Origin of the sequence: Thermomonas aquatica (genome assembly GCF_006337105.1) — a bacterium.
In the GTDB taxonomy this organism is placed as follows: domain Bacteria; phylum Pseudomonadota; class Gammaproteobacteria; order Xanthomonadales; family Xanthomonadaceae; genus Thermomonas; species Thermomonas aquatica.
The window spans coordinates 1,215,690-1,231,550 of sequence record NZ_CP040871.1 but is presented as its reverse complement, the minus strand read 5'-3'; the positions used below and the strand labels follow the sequence as shown (position 1 = coordinate 1,231,550).

Below are 15,861 nucleotides of genomic sequence, written 5' to 3'. Positions count from 1 at the left end.
AGTTGTCGCGAATGAACGTCCGTCCCTTCCTTGCCACCGTCGTGCTGGGCCTGCTGGCCGCGTGTTCGAGCTTGCCCTCGCCGCAGATGCAGCGCGCCGAGCACTTGCCGGGCACCCAGGCCGGCGGCATCCGCACCGATGCCCTGCCCGAAACCATGGGCAATGCCGGCCCGCAGCCGGTGATCCGCCGTGGCGCGAGCGCGCCGATCAACCAGGCCGCGGCCAGCGCGCCGCCGCCGTCGCTGGCCAGCACCGGCCAGGCCAGCTTCAATTTCGAGGGCGAGTCGCTGCAGGCGGTGGTCAAGGCGATCCTCGGCGACATGCTCGGCCAGAGCTACAGCATCGCGCCGGGGGTGCAGGGCACGGTGACCATCGCCACCCAGAAGCCGGTGGGTTCCGCGGGGGCGCTCAACCTGCTGGAAGGCGTGCTGGCGCAGAACAACGCGCGCATGGTCTACAGCGACGGCCGCTACAACATCGTCACCGCCGACCAGGCGCTGACCAGCGGCGTGGTGCCGCGCACCGGTTCGCCGGCGCTGGCGCGCGGCTTCGAGTCGCGGGTGGTGCCGTTGCGCTACGTGTCCGCCGCGGAGATGGAGAAGATCCTCAAGCCGTACGCGAAGCAGGGCTCGATCGTCAGCGTCGACGGTGCGCGCAACCTGATCACCGTGGCCGGCACCCGCGCCGAACTGGAGAACTACCTGCGCACCATCCAGGTGTTCGACGTCGACTGGATGGCCAGCATGTCGGTCGGCGTGTTCCCGCTGCAGTCCGGGCGCGCCAGCCAGGTGGTGCAGGACCTGGAGCGGGTGTTCGGCGAGGCCAGCAAGACCCCGGTCTCCGGCATGTTCCGCTTCATGCCGCTGGACAGCGCCAACGCGGTGATGGTGATCACCAGCCAGCCGAACTACCTGGACGATATCCGGCAGTGGATCGACCGCATCGAAGGCGGCAGCGGCGACGGCCGGCTGTTCTCCTACGAATTGAAGTACATCAAGGCGCGCGACTTGGCCGACCGCCTGGCCGAGGTATTCGGCAGCGGCAATGCGCAGTCCTCCGGCCAGGATCAGCCCTCGCTGATGCCCGGGCTGGAGTCCACCGAGATCCGCGACAGCGGCGTGGACGACAAGAACAGCACGTCCTCCGCGGCGGTCGGCTCCGGCAACGGCGAAGGTGCGGCCCTGCCGAGCACTCGCAGCGGGAACGGACGGGTCAACCTGCGCGTGGACGGCGTCGAGGTCGGCGTATCCGCATTGGAGGACACCAATTCGTTGCTGGTGCGTGCCACGCCCGCAGCATGGAAATCGATCCGCGAAGTCATCGAGCGCATCGACGTGATGCCCTCGCAGGTGCATATCGAAGCGCAGGTGATCAACGTGGCGCTTAAGGGGGCGTTGCAATACGGGGTCAGCTGGTTCTTCGACAACGCGGTCTCGGATGATGCCGGCCTGCCGTACCCGACCGGTCGCAACAGCTGGGGTTCCTATTCCAGCAGCGTCTCGCCGTACACCGGTTCCGATGGAACCAACTTCGGCAATGTCCTCACCTGGACTTTCCTGGGACGCAATGCCGCGGCGATCGTGCAGGCATTGGACAACGTCACCGACCTGCGGGTGATGTCCTCTCCTTCCGTGTTCACCCAGAACAACAAGGAAGCCAGCCTCAACGTGGGCAGCCGCATCCCGATCAATTCGGTGAGCATCAACCCCAACAACGGCGGCGACAACACCTACAGCTCGGTGCAGTACTTGGAAACCGGCATCATCCTCAAGGTGCGCCCGCGCATCACCCGCGATGGCATGGTGTTCCTCGACATCGTGCAGGAGGTGAGCAAGCCGACCGGTGTCGCCGATGGCAATGGCAATGTGCGCATCGACACCAACAAGGTCCGGACCAGCGCGGTGGTGCCCAGCGGCGAAACCATCATGCTTGCCGGCCTGATCACCGACAGCGCCAGCAAGACCTCGTCCGGCATCCCCGGCCTGAGCCGGATCCCGATCCTCGGCGGCTTGTTCGGCCAGCAGGGCACCAGCAAGGAACGCGACGAACTAGTCGTGCTGATCACCCCCACCGTGGTCCGCAACCCGATGGAAGCACGCGAACTGACCGACGAATACGGCCGCCGCTTCCGCGCACTGGATCCGATCTACAACCCCAAGGCGAAGTGAACCCGGCCGCGTCCTCGCTGCGCGCCGCCAACCTGCCCGTTGTGCTGGTGCCGGTCGGCGTCGACGAGGACGCGCTGGATGCCTGCCTCGCCGCGCTGGATGCCGGCACCCCCGCCGGCACCCGCGTGTGGCTGGCCGACGATGCGCAGGCCGGGCCGCGCGGCACCGCGATCATCGAAGCCTGGCTGGCGAGGACGCCCCTGCAGGCCGCGCACACCCGCCGCGCATCGCCGATCGGCGAGGCCGCGCACATCGACGAAGCCCTGCGCGCCTGCGGCGACGGCGACGTGGCGATCCTGGCCAGCGACGCGCGGCCCGCGCCCGGCTGGTTGCAGCAGCTTGCGGATTGCCTGGCCCGCGATGCCGCCATCGCCACCGCCACGCCCTGGAGCAATGCCGGCGAAGCCGCGAGCTGGCCGCGGATCGGCGAGATCGTCGCGCTCGGGGAAGAGGCTTCGCGCCTGGCCCGCGCCTGCGCGCAACTGCCGGCGCAGCACCCGGAGCTGCCGGCGGCGGTGGGGCATGCGGTGCTGATCCGCGGCAGCGCGCGCAAGCGCGCCGGCGGGCTGGATCCTTCCAGCTACCGCTCCTGGTACGCCGCGCTGATCGACCTGTCGTTGCGCCTGTCCGGCCTGGGCTGGCGCAATGCGCTGTGCGAGACCGGCTTCGTCCTGCGCGACGCGGAAGGCGCGCCCTGCGATGGCGACATGGACCGCCTGTCGGTGCGCTGGCCGGCCTGGCACGCGCGGCTGGCGAACTTCCTGATGGACGATCCGATCCGGGCATTGCGCGGCCAGCTGGATGCGCGGCTGGCCGCGCTCGACAGCGGCTCGCCGCAGCAGGACCTGTTCGCCCGCGCGCCATGACCGCCGCCGGCATCGCCGCCATCGTGGTCAGCTACGACAGCAGCGAGACGCTGGACGACTGCCTGTCGCGCCTGCGCGCGGCGGACGGCGTGGTCGAGATCCGCGTGGTCGACAACGATTCGCGCGACGGCACGCTGGACATCGTGCAACGGCATGCGCTGGCCGACCGCCGCCTGCGCTTCATCGCCAATCCCGACAACCCCGGCTTCGCCGTGGCCTGCAACCAGGGCGCGGCCGACAGCCGCGCGCCGTGGCTGGCCTTCGTCAATCCGGACTGCCTGGTCGAAGCCGATTCGCTGGTGCGGATGCGCGCGCATGCGCATGCGGCGATGGGTTTCGATGCGGCTGGGCCGCGCGATCCCGGCGACGATCCCGAAGCCGCCTGGCGCGGCAAGCGCGGGGATGCCGTGCTCGGCGCCGACCTGATCGACGACGATGGCCTGCGCGACGCCGCCGCGCGTAGGCGCGATCCGGATTTCGCGGCGATGCTGCGCGATCCGGCGCGCGCGCGGCTGGGCATCGGCGTCGATCCCGCGCAGCCGCTGCAGACGGTGGATGCGGTATCGGGCGCGCTGCTGCTGCTGCCGCGCGGCCTGTTCGAGCGCATCGGCGGTTTCGACGAAGGCTATCGCCTGCACGCGGAAGACCTCGACCTGTGCCGGCGCGCGCGCGCCGCCGGGGCGCTGGTCGCCTGCGCCAACGACGTGCGCGTGCTGCACGTGCGCGGGGTGTCCTCGCGGGCGCGGCCGCTGTTCGTGGAATGGCACAAGCACCGCGGCTTCTGGCGCTATTTCGGCAAGTTCGAGGCGCCGCGCCGGCGTGCGTGGGTGCGTGCGGCGGTGTTCGCGATGATCTGGGCGCGGTTCCCTTTCGCCGCGCTGCAGGCGGTCCTGCGCGCGCGCGGCTAGTCCATCCGCGCCGGCGGATGCTGGCGCCCATGCGCATGAATGCGTGATCCGGCGAATCGCCTGTCAACCGCGCAGCCGCGGTTCCGTTGCCATGTTGGAGACGCGCCGGCGCCGGCCCCCGGAACCGCCGTTGCGCACTCGCACCGTCCAACCCGGGAGGGGATTGGCAATGTCCAGCAAGCGCTCGTCCATGCGTGCCTCCAGCCTGCGCCCTGCGAATCCGGCCATTCGCGCCGGATCCGGCCTGCTGCTGGTCGCCCTGCTGTTCCTGCTCACGGCCTGCGGTGGCGGCGGCGGGCGCGGCGGCGGGCCGATCACGCCGCCGCCTCCACCGCCGCCGCCGGTGTCGATCAGCGAGGCCGAGGCGGCGCGATTCCTGACCCAGGCCACGTTCGGCCCGACCCGCGCCGACATCGCGCGGGTGCGCGAGATCGGCTACGCGCAATGGATCGACGAACAGCTGGATCCGGCGCGCACGCCGGTCACGCTGGTGCTGCCGCATCTGCAGCAGGTCGTCGCCAACGGCCTGCCGGAGGGCGACCTCGGCCAGGCGCACCGCCGCAATGCCTGGCTGTGGTTCGCCGCGAACAATCGCGACCAGTTGCGCATGCGGATGGCGTTCGCGCTCAGCGAGATCTTCGTGGTCTCCGACTTCGAGAGCGGGCAGGCGCAGATCCCGCGCGTCGCCGACTACCAGGACACCCTCGCCCGCAACGCCTTCGGCAGTTATCGCGGCGTGCTGAAGGCGGTGACCCTGCACCCGGCGATGGGCGCGTATCTCAGCCATGCCGGCAACCGCAAGGCGAGCGCGGACGGCAAGGTCGTGCCGGACGAAAACTACGGGCGCGAAGTGATGCAGTTGTTCAGCATCGGCCTGGTCGAACGCAACCCGGATTTTTCGCCGGTGCTGGACGCGGGCGGGCAACCGGTCCCCACCTACAACTCGGCGGTGGTGGCGGCGATGGCGCGGGTGTTCACCGGCTGGACCTATGCGGGGCAGTCGGATGCGAACTACGGCAGGGTGGACGCGCGCAGCTATGCGCCGATGCAGTGCCACCCGGCCTTCCATGACGACAAGCCGAAGACGATCTTCCGCGGCATCGTGATCAGCAGCGGCAACGACTGCGCCGCCGACCTGGAGCAGGTGCTGGATGCGCTGAGCAACCATCCCAGCACCGCGCCCTTCATCAGCCGCCAGCTGATCCAGCGCTTCGTCACCAGCAACCCGAGCCCGGCCTACATCCAGCGGGTGGTCCAGGCATGGACCGCCAGCAACGGCGACCTCGGGCGCGTGCTGCGCGCGATCCTGCTCGACAGCGAGGCGCGCACCGCGTCGTCCGACCCGGCCTACGGCAAGCCGCGCGAGCCGCTGCTGCGCATCGCCCACCTGTGGCGCGCCTACCAGGCGAAGTACGTGCCGCCGGCGGACGGCAGCCTGCGCTTCCGCGCCGGCAACACCGGCGACCTCACCGTCTCGATCGCCCAGGACTCGCAGCGCGCGCCATCGGTCTTCAATTTCTTCGAGCCGGACTACCGCGTTCCGATGGCCAACGGCAGCCAGGGCGCGTACGCCCCCGAGTTGCAGATCGTCAACGAATCGACCTTCACCACCGGCCACAACCAGAGCGACGCGCTGTTGTGGAACTACGCCACGACCGCGGCGCCGACCGCCAACACCAATGCGCCGGTGCTGGACATCACCCGCCTGGTGCAGCTCGCCGACGCGGGCGACCACGCCGGGATGGTGCAGGACGTGAACCTGCTGCTGTGCGGCGGAGGGCTGTCGCCGGCCAGCGTCGGCACCATGACCCGGATGCTGGACAGCTTGCGCAGCCAGGGGCGCAGCTCGTCGGAACGCGCGCGCTCGTTGCTGCTGCTTGCGCTGTCGTCGCCGGACTACGCGATCCAGCGTTGACCGTATCCATGCGCGGCGTTCGTGCGCCGCGCCAGAGAGGAGAGCACCATGCCGCATTCGACCCGCCACGACCGCCGGCGCTTCCTGCAAGGGCTCGGCGCCCTGGTCGCCACCGGCACCGCCGGCGCGCTGTTCCCGCAGCTCGAACTGATCGGGCAGGCGCTGGCCGCCGCCCCCGCGCCCGGCGACTACCGCGCGCTGGTCTGCATCTTCCTGTACGGCGGCAACGACTCCTACAACATGCTGATCCCGCATGCGCAGGCGGAGTACGACCTCTACCTGCAAAGCCGCGGCGGCGTGTACGACGCGACCAGCAATCCGTTCGGGCTCGGCATCGCCCGCGACAGCCTGGCCACGGTCGCGGACGGCTCCGGCAAGAACTGGGGCCTGCATCCGGCGTTCGCCGCGGCCAAGCCGCTGTTCGACAGCGGCGAGCTGGCCTTCCTCGCCAACATCGGCAGCCTGGTCGAGCCGCTGCGGAAGTCGGAGCTGGCAAGCAAGCCGCAGCCGCCGTACCTGTTTTCCCACAACGACCAGCAGCGGCAGTGGATGCGTGGGCACTCCACCGGCACCCACGCGGCCAACGGCTGGGGCGGACTCAGCGGCGACCGGATCGCCTCGCTCAATACCGGCCTGACCGCCTTGCCGCCGACGATCTCGGTCTCCGGCAACAACCTGTACCAGAGCGGGGCATCGGTGCTGCCGTATGCCGTCGCATCGAGCGGGCCGACCGAGCTGGCGCGGATGTCGTCCACCGGCAGCCAGGCCGACGCGACCCGCTTGGCAGCCCTCGAGGAGCTGCTGAACGCCAGCCAGGACCAGCAGATGCGGGCGCGCTACGCCGGCCTGGGCAGGACGTCGATCACGGTCAACACCGCGTTGAGGACCGCGCTCGACCCGGCCAACGGCGGCGACATCGCCACCCTGTTCCCCGCCACGCCGTTGTCGGCGCAGCTGCGCATGATCGCGCGCCTGATCAAGGTCAGCCAGGGACCGTCGATCGGCCACAAGCGGCAGATCTACTTCGCCGGGCTGGGCGGTTTCGACACCCACGACCTGCAGATGGGCCCGAGCCGGCATGCGGCCCTGCTCACCCAGGTGGCGCAGGCGCTGGCGGCGTTCCGTGCCGGGCTGCAGGAGATCGGCATGCTCAACCGGGTGACCACCTTCACCATGAGCGACTTCGGGCGCACCCTCAACAGCAACGGCAACGGCACCGACCACGCCTGGGGCGGCGTGCAGCTGGTGATGGGCGGCGCGGCGGCCAATGGCGGCTCCCTGCAGGGCCGCCAGGTCTGGGGCGACTATCCGCTGCTGGAACTGGACGGCGAACAGTCGATGGGGCGCGGGCGGATGATCCCGACCACCTCGATCCAGCAGTACGGCGCGACCTTCGCCCATTGGCTGGGCGTGGGCGATGCGGAGATGGCGACGATCTTCCCCGGCCTGGGCAATTTCGCCGCGCCGCGGCTCGGCTTCCTGGGCTGAGCCCGCTCAGCGGTGGCGGTTGATCTCGTCGCGCAGGGTCTGCGCCGCCCAGCCCGCGGCGATCGTGTAGTCGCCGCCGTTCGAGGCGTACAGGATCCCGCGCGAGGAATTGACCATCAGGCCGCTGCCGTCGGCGCTCTTGCCGTTGCGCACGGTGGCTTCGACGTCGCCGCCCTGGGCGCCGATGCCGGGGATCAGCAGCGGCATGTCGCCGACGATGCCGCGGATCGCTTTCAACTCTTCCGGATAGGTCGCGCCGACCACCAGCGCGCAATTGCCGTGCGCGTTCCAGTCGGCGGCGATGGTTTCGGCCACGTGCTGGTAGAGCGGGGTGCCGCCGAAGTCCAGGTCCTGGAAATCGCCGGCGCCGGGGTTGGAGGTATGGCAGAGGAACACGCAGCCCTTGCCGGCGCGGTCGAGGAAAGGCTGCGCGGAATCGTGGCCCATGTACGGGTTGAGCGTCACCGCGTCGGCACCGAAGCGGTCGAAGGCCTCGATCGCGTACATCGAGGCGGTGCTGCCGATGTCGCCGCGCTTGGCGTCCAGGATCACCGGGATGCCCGGGTGCGCGTCGTGGATGTGCGCGATCAGCCGGCGCAACGCGTCCTCCGCGCCGAAAGCGGCGAAGTAGGCGATCTGCGGCTTGAACGCGCAGGCGAACTCGGCGGTGGCATCGACGATGTCGCGGCAGAATTCGAAGATCGCATCGTCGCGGCCGGCGAACATCGGCGGGAATTTCGCCGGATCCGGATCCAGGCCGACGCAGACCAGCGAGTTCGATGCCTGCCAGCGCGCGCGCAGTTGTTCGATGAAGCCCATCTCGACCTTCTCCTTCTGCATGCGAAGACGCCCACGTTGCCGTGGGCGCGGGCTGCTTACTTCAGCGCCTTGAAGCGCAGGCGGTGCGGGCCGGCATCGTTGCCCAGGCGGCGCTTCTTGTCTTCCTCGTACTCGCGGTAGTTGCCCTGGAAGAACTCCACGTGCGAATCGCCTTCGAAGGCGAGGATGTGGGTGGCGATGCGGTCGAGGAACCAGCGGTCGTGCGAGATCACGAAGGCGTTGCCGGGGAATTCCAGCAACGCGTCCTCGAGCGCGCGCAGGGTCTCGATGTCGAGGTCGTTGGACGGTTCGTCGAGCAGCAGCACGTTGCCGCCCTGCAGCAGGGTCTTGGCCATGTGCAGGCGGCCGCGCTCGCCGCCGGACAGCGTGCCGACCAGCTTCTGCTGGTCCTGGCCCTTGAAGTTGAAGCGGCCGATGTAGGCGCGCGACTGGATCTCGATGCCGTTGATGTTGAGGATGTCCAGGCCGCCGGAGACTTCCTGGAACACGTTGTGGTTGCCTTCCAGCTTGTCGCGGCTCTGGTCGACGTAGGCCAGCTTCACCGTCGAGCCCATGTCGATGCTGCCGGTGTCGGGCTGTTCCTGGCCGGTGATCATGCGGAACAGGGTCGACTTGCCGGCGCCGTTGGGGCCGATGATGCCGACGATCGCGCCCGGCGGCACGCTGAAGCTGAGGTCGTCGATCAGCAGGCGGTCGCCGAACTTCTTCGACACGTTCTTGAACTCGATGACCTTCTGGCCCAGGCGCTCGCCCGGCGGGATGAATATCTCGTTGGTCTCGTTGCGGCGCTGGTAGTCGACCGACTGCAGCTCTTCCATGCGCGCCAGGCGCGCCTTGCCCTTGGAGCGGCCGCCCTTGGCGTTCTGCCGCGACCATTCCAGTTCCTTCTGGATCGCCTTCTGGCGCGCCTTTTCCTGGCCTTCTTCCTGCTTCAGGCGCTCGTCCTTCTGCACCAGCCAGTCGGTGTAGTTGCCCTTCCACGGGATGCCGCGGCCGCGGTCGAGCTCGAGGATCCATTCGGCGGCGTTGTCGAGGAAGTAGCGGTCGTGGGTGACCGCGACCACGGTGCCGGTGTAGCGGGCCAGGAACTGCTCCAGCCACTCGACCGATTCGGCGTCGAGGTGGTTGGTCGGTTCGTCGAGCAGCAGCATGTCCGGCTTCTGCAGCAGCAGGCGGCACAGCGCGACGCGGCGCTTCTCGCCACCCGACAGCTTGCCGACCACGGCGTCCCACGGCGGCAGGCGCAGCGCGTCGGCGGCGACTTCCAGCTGGTTCTCCAGGGTGTGCGCATCGCCGGCGGCGAGGATGGCTTCCAGCCGTTCCTGCTCCTTCGCCAGCGCGTCGAAATCGGCGCCGTCCTCGGCATAGGCGGCGTACACCTCGTCCAGCCGCTTCTGCGCCTGCAGCACTTCGCCCACGCCCTCCTCGACCGCCTCGCGCACGGTCTGCTCCGGATTGAGGCGCGGCTCCTGCTCCAGGTAACCGACCTTGATGCCGGGCTGCGGGCGCGCCTCGCCGGTGAAATCGGTGTCCACGCCGGCCATGATCTTGAGCACGGTGGACTTGCCGGCGCCGTTGAGGCCCAAGAGGCCGATCTTGGCGCCGGGGAAGAAGGACAGCGAGATGTCCTTGATGATCTGGCGCTTGGGCGGGACCACCTTGCTGACGCCTTGCATGGTGTAGATGAATTGCGACATCGGGGGAGCTCCGCAGGCAGGCGGCGGCGACTGCGCAGGGCAGGGCCGCGGAAGAGGATCAGGATGGCGGGATTATAGCCGGGCAGCCGCCTGCGGCGGCAGCCGCGTACTCCATCGCATGGGGTGCGTGCTGCCGTGAAACGCTAAACTTGCGGTTCCCCACCGCCACCCCGGAGTTCCAATGTTCTCCCGTGCCGACCTGATCGCCGCTTTCGACCCCGAACTCGCCAAGGCCATCGCCGACGAGACCCGTCGACAGGAGGATCACGTCGAGCTGATCGCCAGCGAGAACTATGCCAGCCCGCGGGTGATGGAGGCGCAGGGCAGCCAGCTGACCAACAAGTACGCGGAAGGCTATCCGGGCAAGCGCTACTACGGCGGCTGCGAGTACGTGGATATCGCCGAGCAGCTGGCCATCGACCGCATCAAGCAATTGTTCGGCGCCGATTACGCCAACGTGCAGCCGCATTCCGGTTCGCAGGCCAACCAGGCGGTGTACTTCGCGCTGCTGCAGCCGGGCGACACCATCCTCGGCATGTCGCTGGCGCACGGCGGTCACCTGACCCACGGCGCCAAGGTCAATGCCTCCGGCAAGTTGTTCAACGCGGTGCAGTACGGGGTGAACGATGCCGGCCTGATCGATTACGACGAGGTCGAACGCCTCGCCCTCGAACACAAGCCGAAGATGGTGGTTGCCGGGTTCTCCGCGTATTCGCAGGTGGTCGACTGGGCGCGCTTCCGCGCGATCGCCGACAAGGTCGGCGCCTACCTGTTCGTGGACATGGCGCATGTCGCCGGCCTGGTCGCCGCCGGCGTGTATCCGAACCCGGTGCCGCATGCGCACGTGGTCACCAGCACCACCCACAAGACCCTGCGCGGCCCGCGCGGCGGCATCATCGTGGCCAGCAAGGCCGGGATGGGCGAGCAGGCGGAAGAGATCGAGAAGAAGCTGCAGAGCATCGTTTTCCCGGGCATCCAGGGCGGCCCGCTGATGCACGTGATCGCGGCCAAGGCGGTGGCGTTCAAGGAAGCGCTGGAGCCGGAGTTCAAGGCCTACCAGGAACAGGTGGTCAAGAACGCGCAGGCGATGGCGAAGACGATCATCGCCCGCGGCTACAAGATCGTGTCCGGCGGCACCCAGAACCACCTGATGCTGGTCGACATGATCGGCAAGGACGTCAGCGGCAAGCAGGCCGAGGAAGCCCTGGGCAAGGCGCACATCACCGTCAACAAGAACTCGGTGCCGAACGACCCGCGCAAGCCCTTCGTCACCAGCGGCCTGCGCATCGGCACCCCGGCGGTCACCACCCGCGGCTACAAGGAAGCGGACTGCGTGGCGCTGGCCGAATGGATCTGCGACGTGCTCGACAACCCGAACGACGACAACGTGATCGCCGGCGTGCGCGAGAACGTGACCCTGCAATGCAGGCAGTTCCCGGTCTACGGCGGATAAGCGCAAGGTGCATTGCCCGTTCTGCCAGCACACCGATACCCGGGTGATCGATTCGCGGGTCAGCGAGGATGGCGCCACGATCCGCCGCCGGCGCGAGTGCGAGGCCTGCGGCGAGCGGTTCTCCACGCTGGAAACCATCGAGCTGAAGCTGCCGGCGATCATCAAGTCGGACGGGCGCCGCGAGAACTTCGATGCGCGCAAGCTGCGCGCCGGCTTCGACCGCGCGCTGCAGAAGCGGGCGGTATCGGAGGAGAAGATCGAGGCGGCGGTGCGCGCGGTGGTGCACCAGCTGCGGATGACCACCGAGCGCGAACTGGAATCGCGCCGGGTCGGCGAATTCGTGATGGCCGAGCTGCGCAAGCTCGATCATGTCGGCTACGTGCGCTTCGCCTCGGTGTACCGCAGTTTCGAGGACGTCGCCGATTTCCGCGAGGAGATCGAGAAGCTCGAGCGCGACCTGCCGGCCGGCGACAGCCAGTTGCCGCTGCTGGGCGGCGAAACCGCGGAAAAGGGCAAGCGCCGATGACGCGCCTGCGCATGCTGTTGCCGGCGCTGCTGCTCGCCGGTTGCGCGGCGCCGGCGCTGGCGCAGGAACAGGCGCGGCCGAAGGATGCGGCGGCGAAGCCGGTGGACGCCGCCCTCGCCGGCGAATATTCGCTGTCCGGGGTGATGGAAACCGGCTCCGGCCTGCTGTTGCGCGGCGATGGCCGCTTCGAGTGGTACTTCAGCTATGGCGCGCTCGATCTGGGCGCGCGCGGCACGTGGGCGCGCAAGGGCGATCGCGTCGAACTGACGGTGGTCGACATGGGCTATCCGCCGCAATACCCGCAGGCGAAGTTCGAACGCATGCGGCTGCGCATCGACGACGGCGGCCTGGTGCCGTCGTGGCCGTGGGACATGGATGGATTCCGCAAGGGCGGCGAACGCGGCCGCTACGAGCGCGTCGCGCCATGAATTTCTCCGCCAGCGACCACGCGATGATGGCGCGCGCCCTGCGCCTGGCCGAACGCGCGGCCTTCACCACCCGGCCGAACCCGATGGTCGGCTGCGTGATCGCGCAGGGCGACGAGGTCGTCGGCGAAGGCTGGCACCAGCGCAAGGGCGGGCCGCATGCGGAGGTGTTCGCGCTGCAGGCCGCGGGCAAACGTGCGCGCGGCGCCACCGCCTACGTGACGCTGGAACCCTGCGCGCATACCGGCAGCACCGGGCCGTGCGCGGATGCGTTGATCGCGGCCGGCGTGGGCCGCGTGGTCGGCGCGATGCGCGATCCGTTCCCGCAGGTGGACGGCGCCGGCTTCGAGAAACTGCGCGCGGCCGGCATCGCGGTCGAGTGCGGCCTGATGGAAGCGCAGGCGCGCGAACTCAACCGCGGCTTCCTGTCGCGGGTCGAGCGCGGCCGGCCGTGGCTGCGGGTCAAGCTGGCGATGAGCCTGGACGGCCGCACCGCGATGGCCTCCGGCGATTCCAAGTGGATCAGCGGCGACGCCGCGCGCCGCGACGTGCACCAATGGCGCGCGCGCAGCGGCGCGATCCTGACCGGCGCCGGCACCGTGCTTGCCGACGACCCGCAACTGACCGTGCGGCTGGAGCAAGGCGTGGACTACGTCCCACCGCTGCGGGTGGTGCTGGATCCGGGCCTGGCCACGGTCGCCCGCGGCCGCGTGCGCGAGGGCGATGCGCCGACCCTGTACCTGCACGCGCCCGACACCAAGCCGCCGCGCGAGATGCGCATCGAACACATCGCCGTGCCGGTGCAGGGCGGGCGCTTCGACCTCGATGCGGTGCTGAAGCTGCTGGCCGCGCGCGGCATCAACGAAGTGCAGCTGGAAGCCGGGGCGACGCTGGCCGGCGCGTTCCTGTCCGCGGGCCTAGTCGACGAACTGCTGCTGTACATCGCGCCGGTGCTGCTCGGCGAGCGCGCCCGCCCGCTGTTCGACGGCCTGCACATCGACGCGATGACCGAACGCCTGCAACTGCAGGCCGTCGACAGCCGCCGCATCGGCGACGACCACCGCCTGCTGCTGCGCCCGATGCCGGCATGAGCGGGGCGGCGACGCGATTCAAGGACCATTTCTCCGCAGTCGCCGGCAACTATGCCGCGGCGCGCCCGGAGTATCCGCCGGCATTGTTCGACTGGATCGCGTCGATCGCGCCAGCACGCGGGCTGTGCTGGGAAGCCGGCTGCGGTAGCGGGCAGGCCACCCGCGACCTCGCCACGCGGTTCGACCGCGTGCATGCCACCGATCCGAGCGCGGCGCAGGTCGCGCAAGCGCCGGCGATCGGCAACGCGGTATTCGCGGTCGAGCCCGGCGAACGCTGCAGCCTGGAGGATGCCTGCGCCGATGCCGTGTGCGTCGCGCAGGCGCTGCACTGGTTCGATCGTGCCGCCTTCTTCGCCGAAGCCGCGCGCGTGCTGAAGCCGGGCGGGGTGCTGGTGGCCTGGGGTTACCAGGACATCGTCGTTCCGCCCGCGCTTGAGGCCGCCAACGCGCGGCTGCAGGACGCGATCCGCGCCTCTTGGCCGCGCGAGCGCGCCGATGTCGATGCCGCCTATGCCGGCTACCGCTGGCCGTTCCCGCGCATCGAAGCGCCGCCGTTCGAGCTTGCCGCCGATTGGCCGCTGCAACGCCTGCTCGACTATTTCGCCAGTTATTCGGCCAGCAAGCGCCATCGCGATGCGACCGGCCGCGACGTCGTCGCCGAATCCGTTCCCTCGTTCGAACAGGCCTGGGGCGACGCGCCCACGCAGCGCGTGCGCTGGCCGCTGTTCGTGCATGCCTCCAGGAAGCCCCACTGATGTTCACCGGATTGATCGCAGGCGTGGGTCGCCTTGCCGCGCGCGAAGCGCGTGGCGGCGATGCGCGCTTCACCATCGAGGTCGGCACGCTGCCCTTCGATGACGTGCAGCTCGGCGAGAGCATCGCGGTCAACGGCTGCTGCCTGACCGTGGTCGAATTCGACGCGAGCCGCTTCGTCATCGATGCGTCCAGCGAAACCCTGGCGCTGACCACGCTGGGCAAGCTCGGCATCGGCGCGCCGCTCAACCTCGAACGCGCGATGCTGCCGACGGACCGCCTCGGCGGCCATCTGGTCAGCGGCCACGTGGACGGCCTCGGCATCGCGGAAAAACGTTGGGATGATGCGCGCGCGGTGCGCTGGCGCTTCGCCGCGCCGATCGCGCTGCTGCGCTACGTGGCGCACAAGGGCTCGATCTGCGTGGACGGCGTGAGCCTCACGGTGAACGGCGTGGACGATGCCGGTTTCGAGGTCGCGCTGATCCCGCACACCGTCGCGCACACCGCGTTCCACGCATTGCGCGAAGGCGATCCGGTCAACATCGAGGTCGACCTGCTGGCGCGTTACGTCGAGCGGCTGCTCGCGACGAAGGACAAGGCATGAGCTTCGCAAGCATCCCGGAATTGCTGGACGAAATCCGCGCCGGCCGCATGGTCGTGGTGGTGGACGACGAGGACCGCGAGAACGAAGGCGACCTGATCATGGCCGCCGAACTGGTGCGCCCGGCCGACATCAATTTCATGATCACCCACGCGCGCGGCCTGGTCTGCCTGTCGCTGACCCGCGAGCGCTGCGCGCAGCTCGGCCTGGCGCCGATGGTGCAGGCCAATACCGCGCAGTTCCAGACCAACTTCACGGTGAGCATCGAGGCCGCCGAAGGCGTCACCACCGGCATCAGCGCCTACGACCGCGCGCATACCATCCGCACCGCGGTGCGGCCGGACGCGAAACCGTCCGACCTGTCGCAGCCGGGCCACATCTTCCCGCTGACCGCGCAGGCCGGCGGCGTGCTGACCCGCGCCGGCCATACCGAAGCCGCCAGCGACCTGCCGCTGCTGGCCGGGCTGGAGCCGGCCGGCGTGCTGGTGGAGATCATGAATGCCGACGGCAGCATGGCGCGGCGCCCGCAACTCGAGGAATTCGCGCGCGAGCACGGGCTGAAGATGGGTTCGATCGCCGACCTGATCGCCCATCGATTGGCCACTGAGCACACCGTCGAGCGCATCGACGCGCGCGCCATCGACACCGAGTTCGGCGCCTTCACCCTGGTCACCTATCGCGACCGCATCGCCCACGAGCTGCATTTCGCCCTGGTGCGCGGCACGCCCGACAAGGACACCCCGACCCTGGTGCGGGTGCAGGTGGAGAACCCGCTCAGCGACCTGCTGCACTGGCGCCGCGACGATTTCGGCGTGGCCGCCACCGATGCCCTGCGCGCGATCGCCGCCGAGGATCGCGGGGTAATGGTGGTCTTGTCGGAGCCGCGCAATGCCGAGGCCCTGCTGGCCCGGCTGCGCAAGCAACCCGTCGCGACCACCAGCAGCAAGGACGTGGGCCAGTGGCGGCGCAACGGCGCCGGCGCGCAGATCCTGCACGACCTGGGCTTCGGCAAGCTGCGGGTGCTGGGCACGCCGCGCCGCCAGGTCGGGCTGGCCGGCTTCGGGCTGGAGGTCGTGGACTACGTGGTCGCGCCGGCGCGGTAAACTGCGCAGCCCCGTCGATCCGACTAC

Annotated in this window: 14 protein-coding genes; 12 read left to right on the top strand and 2 right to left on the bottom strand. The window is 69.4% G+C overall.

Annotated elements, in window-relative coordinates; all coding sequences use genetic code 11:
* Positions 1 to 11 precede the first annotated feature (11 nt).
* The 5 genes from gspD (at position 12) to FHQ07_RS05955 (ending at position 7,345) form a co-directional block, all read left to right on the top strand.
* Entirely contained in the window at positions 12 to 2,168 is a 2,157-nt protein-coding gene (gene gspD, locus FHQ07_RS05975) for a type II secretion system secretin GspD (protein ID WP_139715946.1), read from the top strand.
* On the top strand, positions 2,165 to 3,034 hold the full coding sequence (locus FHQ07_RS05970; RefSeq protein ID WP_240703557.1) for a glycosyltransferase family 2 protein: 870 nt from the start codon (positions 2,165 to 2,167) through the stop codon (positions 3,032 to 3,034). The genes gspD and FHQ07_RS05970 overlap by 4 nt, the downstream gene beginning before the upstream one ends.
* Positions 3,031 to 3,942 (top strand): glycosyltransferase, encoded by a 912-nt coding sequence (locus FHQ07_RS05965; protein ID WP_139715945.1) that lies wholly within the window; start codon positions 3,031 to 3,033, stop codon positions 3,940 to 3,942. The genes FHQ07_RS05970 and FHQ07_RS05965 overlap by 4 nt, the downstream gene beginning before the upstream one ends.
* Before the next feature lie 169 nt (positions 3,943 to 4,111).
* Entirely contained in the window at positions 4,112 to 5,857 is a 1,746-nt protein-coding gene (locus FHQ07_RS05960) for a DUF1800 domain-containing protein (RefSeq protein ID WP_139715944.1), read from the top strand.
* A gap of 48 nt (positions 5,858 to 5,905) precedes the next feature.
* Positions 5,906 to 7,345, top strand: coding sequence for a DUF1501 domain-containing protein (locus FHQ07_RS05955; RefSeq protein WP_139715943.1), 1,440 nt, complete (start codon positions 5,906 to 5,908; stop codon positions 7,343 to 7,345).
* A gap of 6 nt (positions 7,346 to 7,351) precedes the next feature.
* Here the strand turns inward: FHQ07_RS05955 and pyrF are convergent, their stop codons facing one another.
* The gene (gene pyrF / locus FHQ07_RS05950) at positions 7,352 to 8,164 is read right to left on the bottom strand and encodes an orotidine-5'-phosphate decarboxylase (RefSeq protein WP_139717896.1); all 813 of its coding nucleotides are present in this window, start codon (positions 8,162 to 8,164) and stop codon (positions 7,352 to 7,354) included.
* Between the two features lie 56 nt (positions 8,165 to 8,220).
* On the bottom strand, positions 8,221 to 9,882 hold the full coding sequence (gene ettA / locus FHQ07_RS05945) for an energy-dependent translational throttle protein EttA (RefSeq protein ID WP_139715942.1): 1,662 nt from the start codon (positions 9,880 to 9,882) through the stop codon (positions 8,221 to 8,223).
* A 181-nt stretch (positions 9,883 to 10,063) separates the two neighbouring features.
* Here ettA and glyA point away from each other — a divergent pair, with 181 nt between their 5' ends.
* The 7 genes from glyA to ribB are packed head-to-tail and all read left to right on the top strand — an operon-like array spanning position 10,064 to position 15,834.
* Positions 10,064 to 11,335, top strand: a complete 1,272-nt coding sequence (glyA, locus tag FHQ07_RS05940) for a serine hydroxymethyltransferase (RefSeq protein WP_139715941.1) — start codon at positions 10,064 to 10,066, stop codon at positions 11,333 to 11,335.
* A 7-nt stretch (positions 11,336 to 11,342) separates the two neighbouring features.
* Positions 11,343 to 11,861, top strand: a complete 519-nt coding sequence (gene nrdR / locus FHQ07_RS05935; protein ID WP_139715940.1) for a transcriptional regulator NrdR — start codon at positions 11,343 to 11,345, stop codon at positions 11,859 to 11,861.
* On the top strand, positions 11,858 to 12,289 hold the full coding sequence (locus FHQ07_RS05930) for a hypothetical protein (RefSeq protein ID WP_206202356.1): 432 nt from the start codon (positions 11,858 to 11,860) through the stop codon (positions 12,287 to 12,289). The genes nrdR and FHQ07_RS05930 overlap by 4 nt, the downstream gene beginning before the upstream one ends.
* On the top strand, positions 12,286 to 13,377 hold the full coding sequence (gene ribD, locus FHQ07_RS05925) for a bifunctional diaminohydroxyphosphoribosylaminopyrimidine deaminase/5-amino-6-(5-phosphoribosylamino)uracil reductase RibD (RefSeq protein ID WP_139715939.1): 1,092 nt from the start codon (positions 12,286 to 12,288) through the stop codon (positions 13,375 to 13,377). Before FHQ07_RS05930 ends, ribD begins: the two co-directional genes overlap by 4 nt.
* Positions 13,374 to 14,132 (top strand): class I SAM-dependent methyltransferase, encoded by a 759-nt coding sequence (locus tag FHQ07_RS05920; protein ID WP_139715938.1) that lies wholly within the window; start codon positions 13,374 to 13,376, stop codon positions 14,130 to 14,132. Before ribD ends, FHQ07_RS05920 begins: the two co-directional genes overlap by 4 nt.
* On the top strand, positions 14,132 to 14,734 hold the full coding sequence (locus FHQ07_RS05915; protein WP_139715937.1) for a riboflavin synthase: 603 nt from the start codon (positions 14,132 to 14,134) through the stop codon (positions 14,732 to 14,734). The genes FHQ07_RS05920 and FHQ07_RS05915 overlap by 1 nt, the downstream gene beginning before the upstream one ends.
* Positions 14,731 to 15,834 (top strand): 3,4-dihydroxy-2-butanone-4-phosphate synthase, encoded by a 1,104-nt coding sequence (ribB, locus tag FHQ07_RS05910; RefSeq protein WP_139715936.1) that lies wholly within the window; start codon positions 14,731 to 14,733, stop codon positions 15,832 to 15,834. Before FHQ07_RS05915 ends, ribB begins: the two co-directional genes overlap by 4 nt.
* Positions 15,835 to 15,861: the final 27 nt, after the last annotated feature.

Excerpts from the sequence above, each read along its gene's own strand:
- gspD (WP_139715946.1), top strand. The coding sequence starts at position 12 with ATGAACGTCCGTCCCTTCCTTGCCACCGTCGTGCTGGGCCTGCTGGCC.
- FHQ07_RS05965 (WP_139715945.1), top strand. The coding sequence starts at position 3,031 with ATGACCGCCGCCGGCATCGCCGCCATCGTGGTCAGCTACGACAGCAGC.
- FHQ07_RS05960 (WP_139715944.1), top strand. The coding sequence starts at position 4,112 with ATGTCCAGCAAGCGCTCGTCCATGCGTGCCTCCAGCCTGCGCCCTGCG.
- FHQ07_RS05955 (WP_139715943.1), top strand. The coding sequence starts at position 5,906 with ATGCCGCATTCGACCCGCCACGACCGCCGGCGCTTCCTGCAAGGGCTC.
- pyrF (WP_139717896.1), bottom strand. The coding sequence starts at position 8,164 with ATGGGCTTCATCGAACAACTGCGCGCGCGCTGGCAGGCATCGAACTCG.
- ettA (WP_139715942.1), bottom strand. The coding sequence starts at position 9,882 with ATGTCGCAATTCATCTACACCATGCAAGGCGTCAGCAAGGTGGTCCCG.
- glyA (WP_139715941.1), top strand. The coding sequence starts at position 10,064 with ATGTTCTCCCGTGCCGACCTGATCGCCGCTTTCGACCCCGAACTCGCC.
- FHQ07_RS05930 (WP_206202356.1), top strand. The coding sequence starts at position 11,858 with ATGACGCGCCTGCGCATGCTGTTGCCGGCGCTGCTGCTCGCCGGTTGC.
- ribD (WP_139715939.1), top strand. The coding sequence starts at position 12,286 with ATGAATTTCTCCGCCAGCGACCACGCGATGATGGCGCGCGCCCTGCGC.
- FHQ07_RS05920 (WP_139715938.1), top strand. The coding sequence starts at position 13,374 with ATGAGCGGGGCGGCGACGCGATTCAAGGACCATTTCTCCGCAGTCGCC.
- FHQ07_RS05915 (WP_139715937.1), top strand. The coding sequence starts at position 14,132 with ATGTTCACCGGATTGATCGCAGGCGTGGGTCGCCTTGCCGCGCGCGAA.
- ribB (WP_139715936.1), top strand. The coding sequence starts at position 14,731 with ATGAGCTTCGCAAGCATCCCGGAATTGCTGGACGAAATCCGCGCCGGC.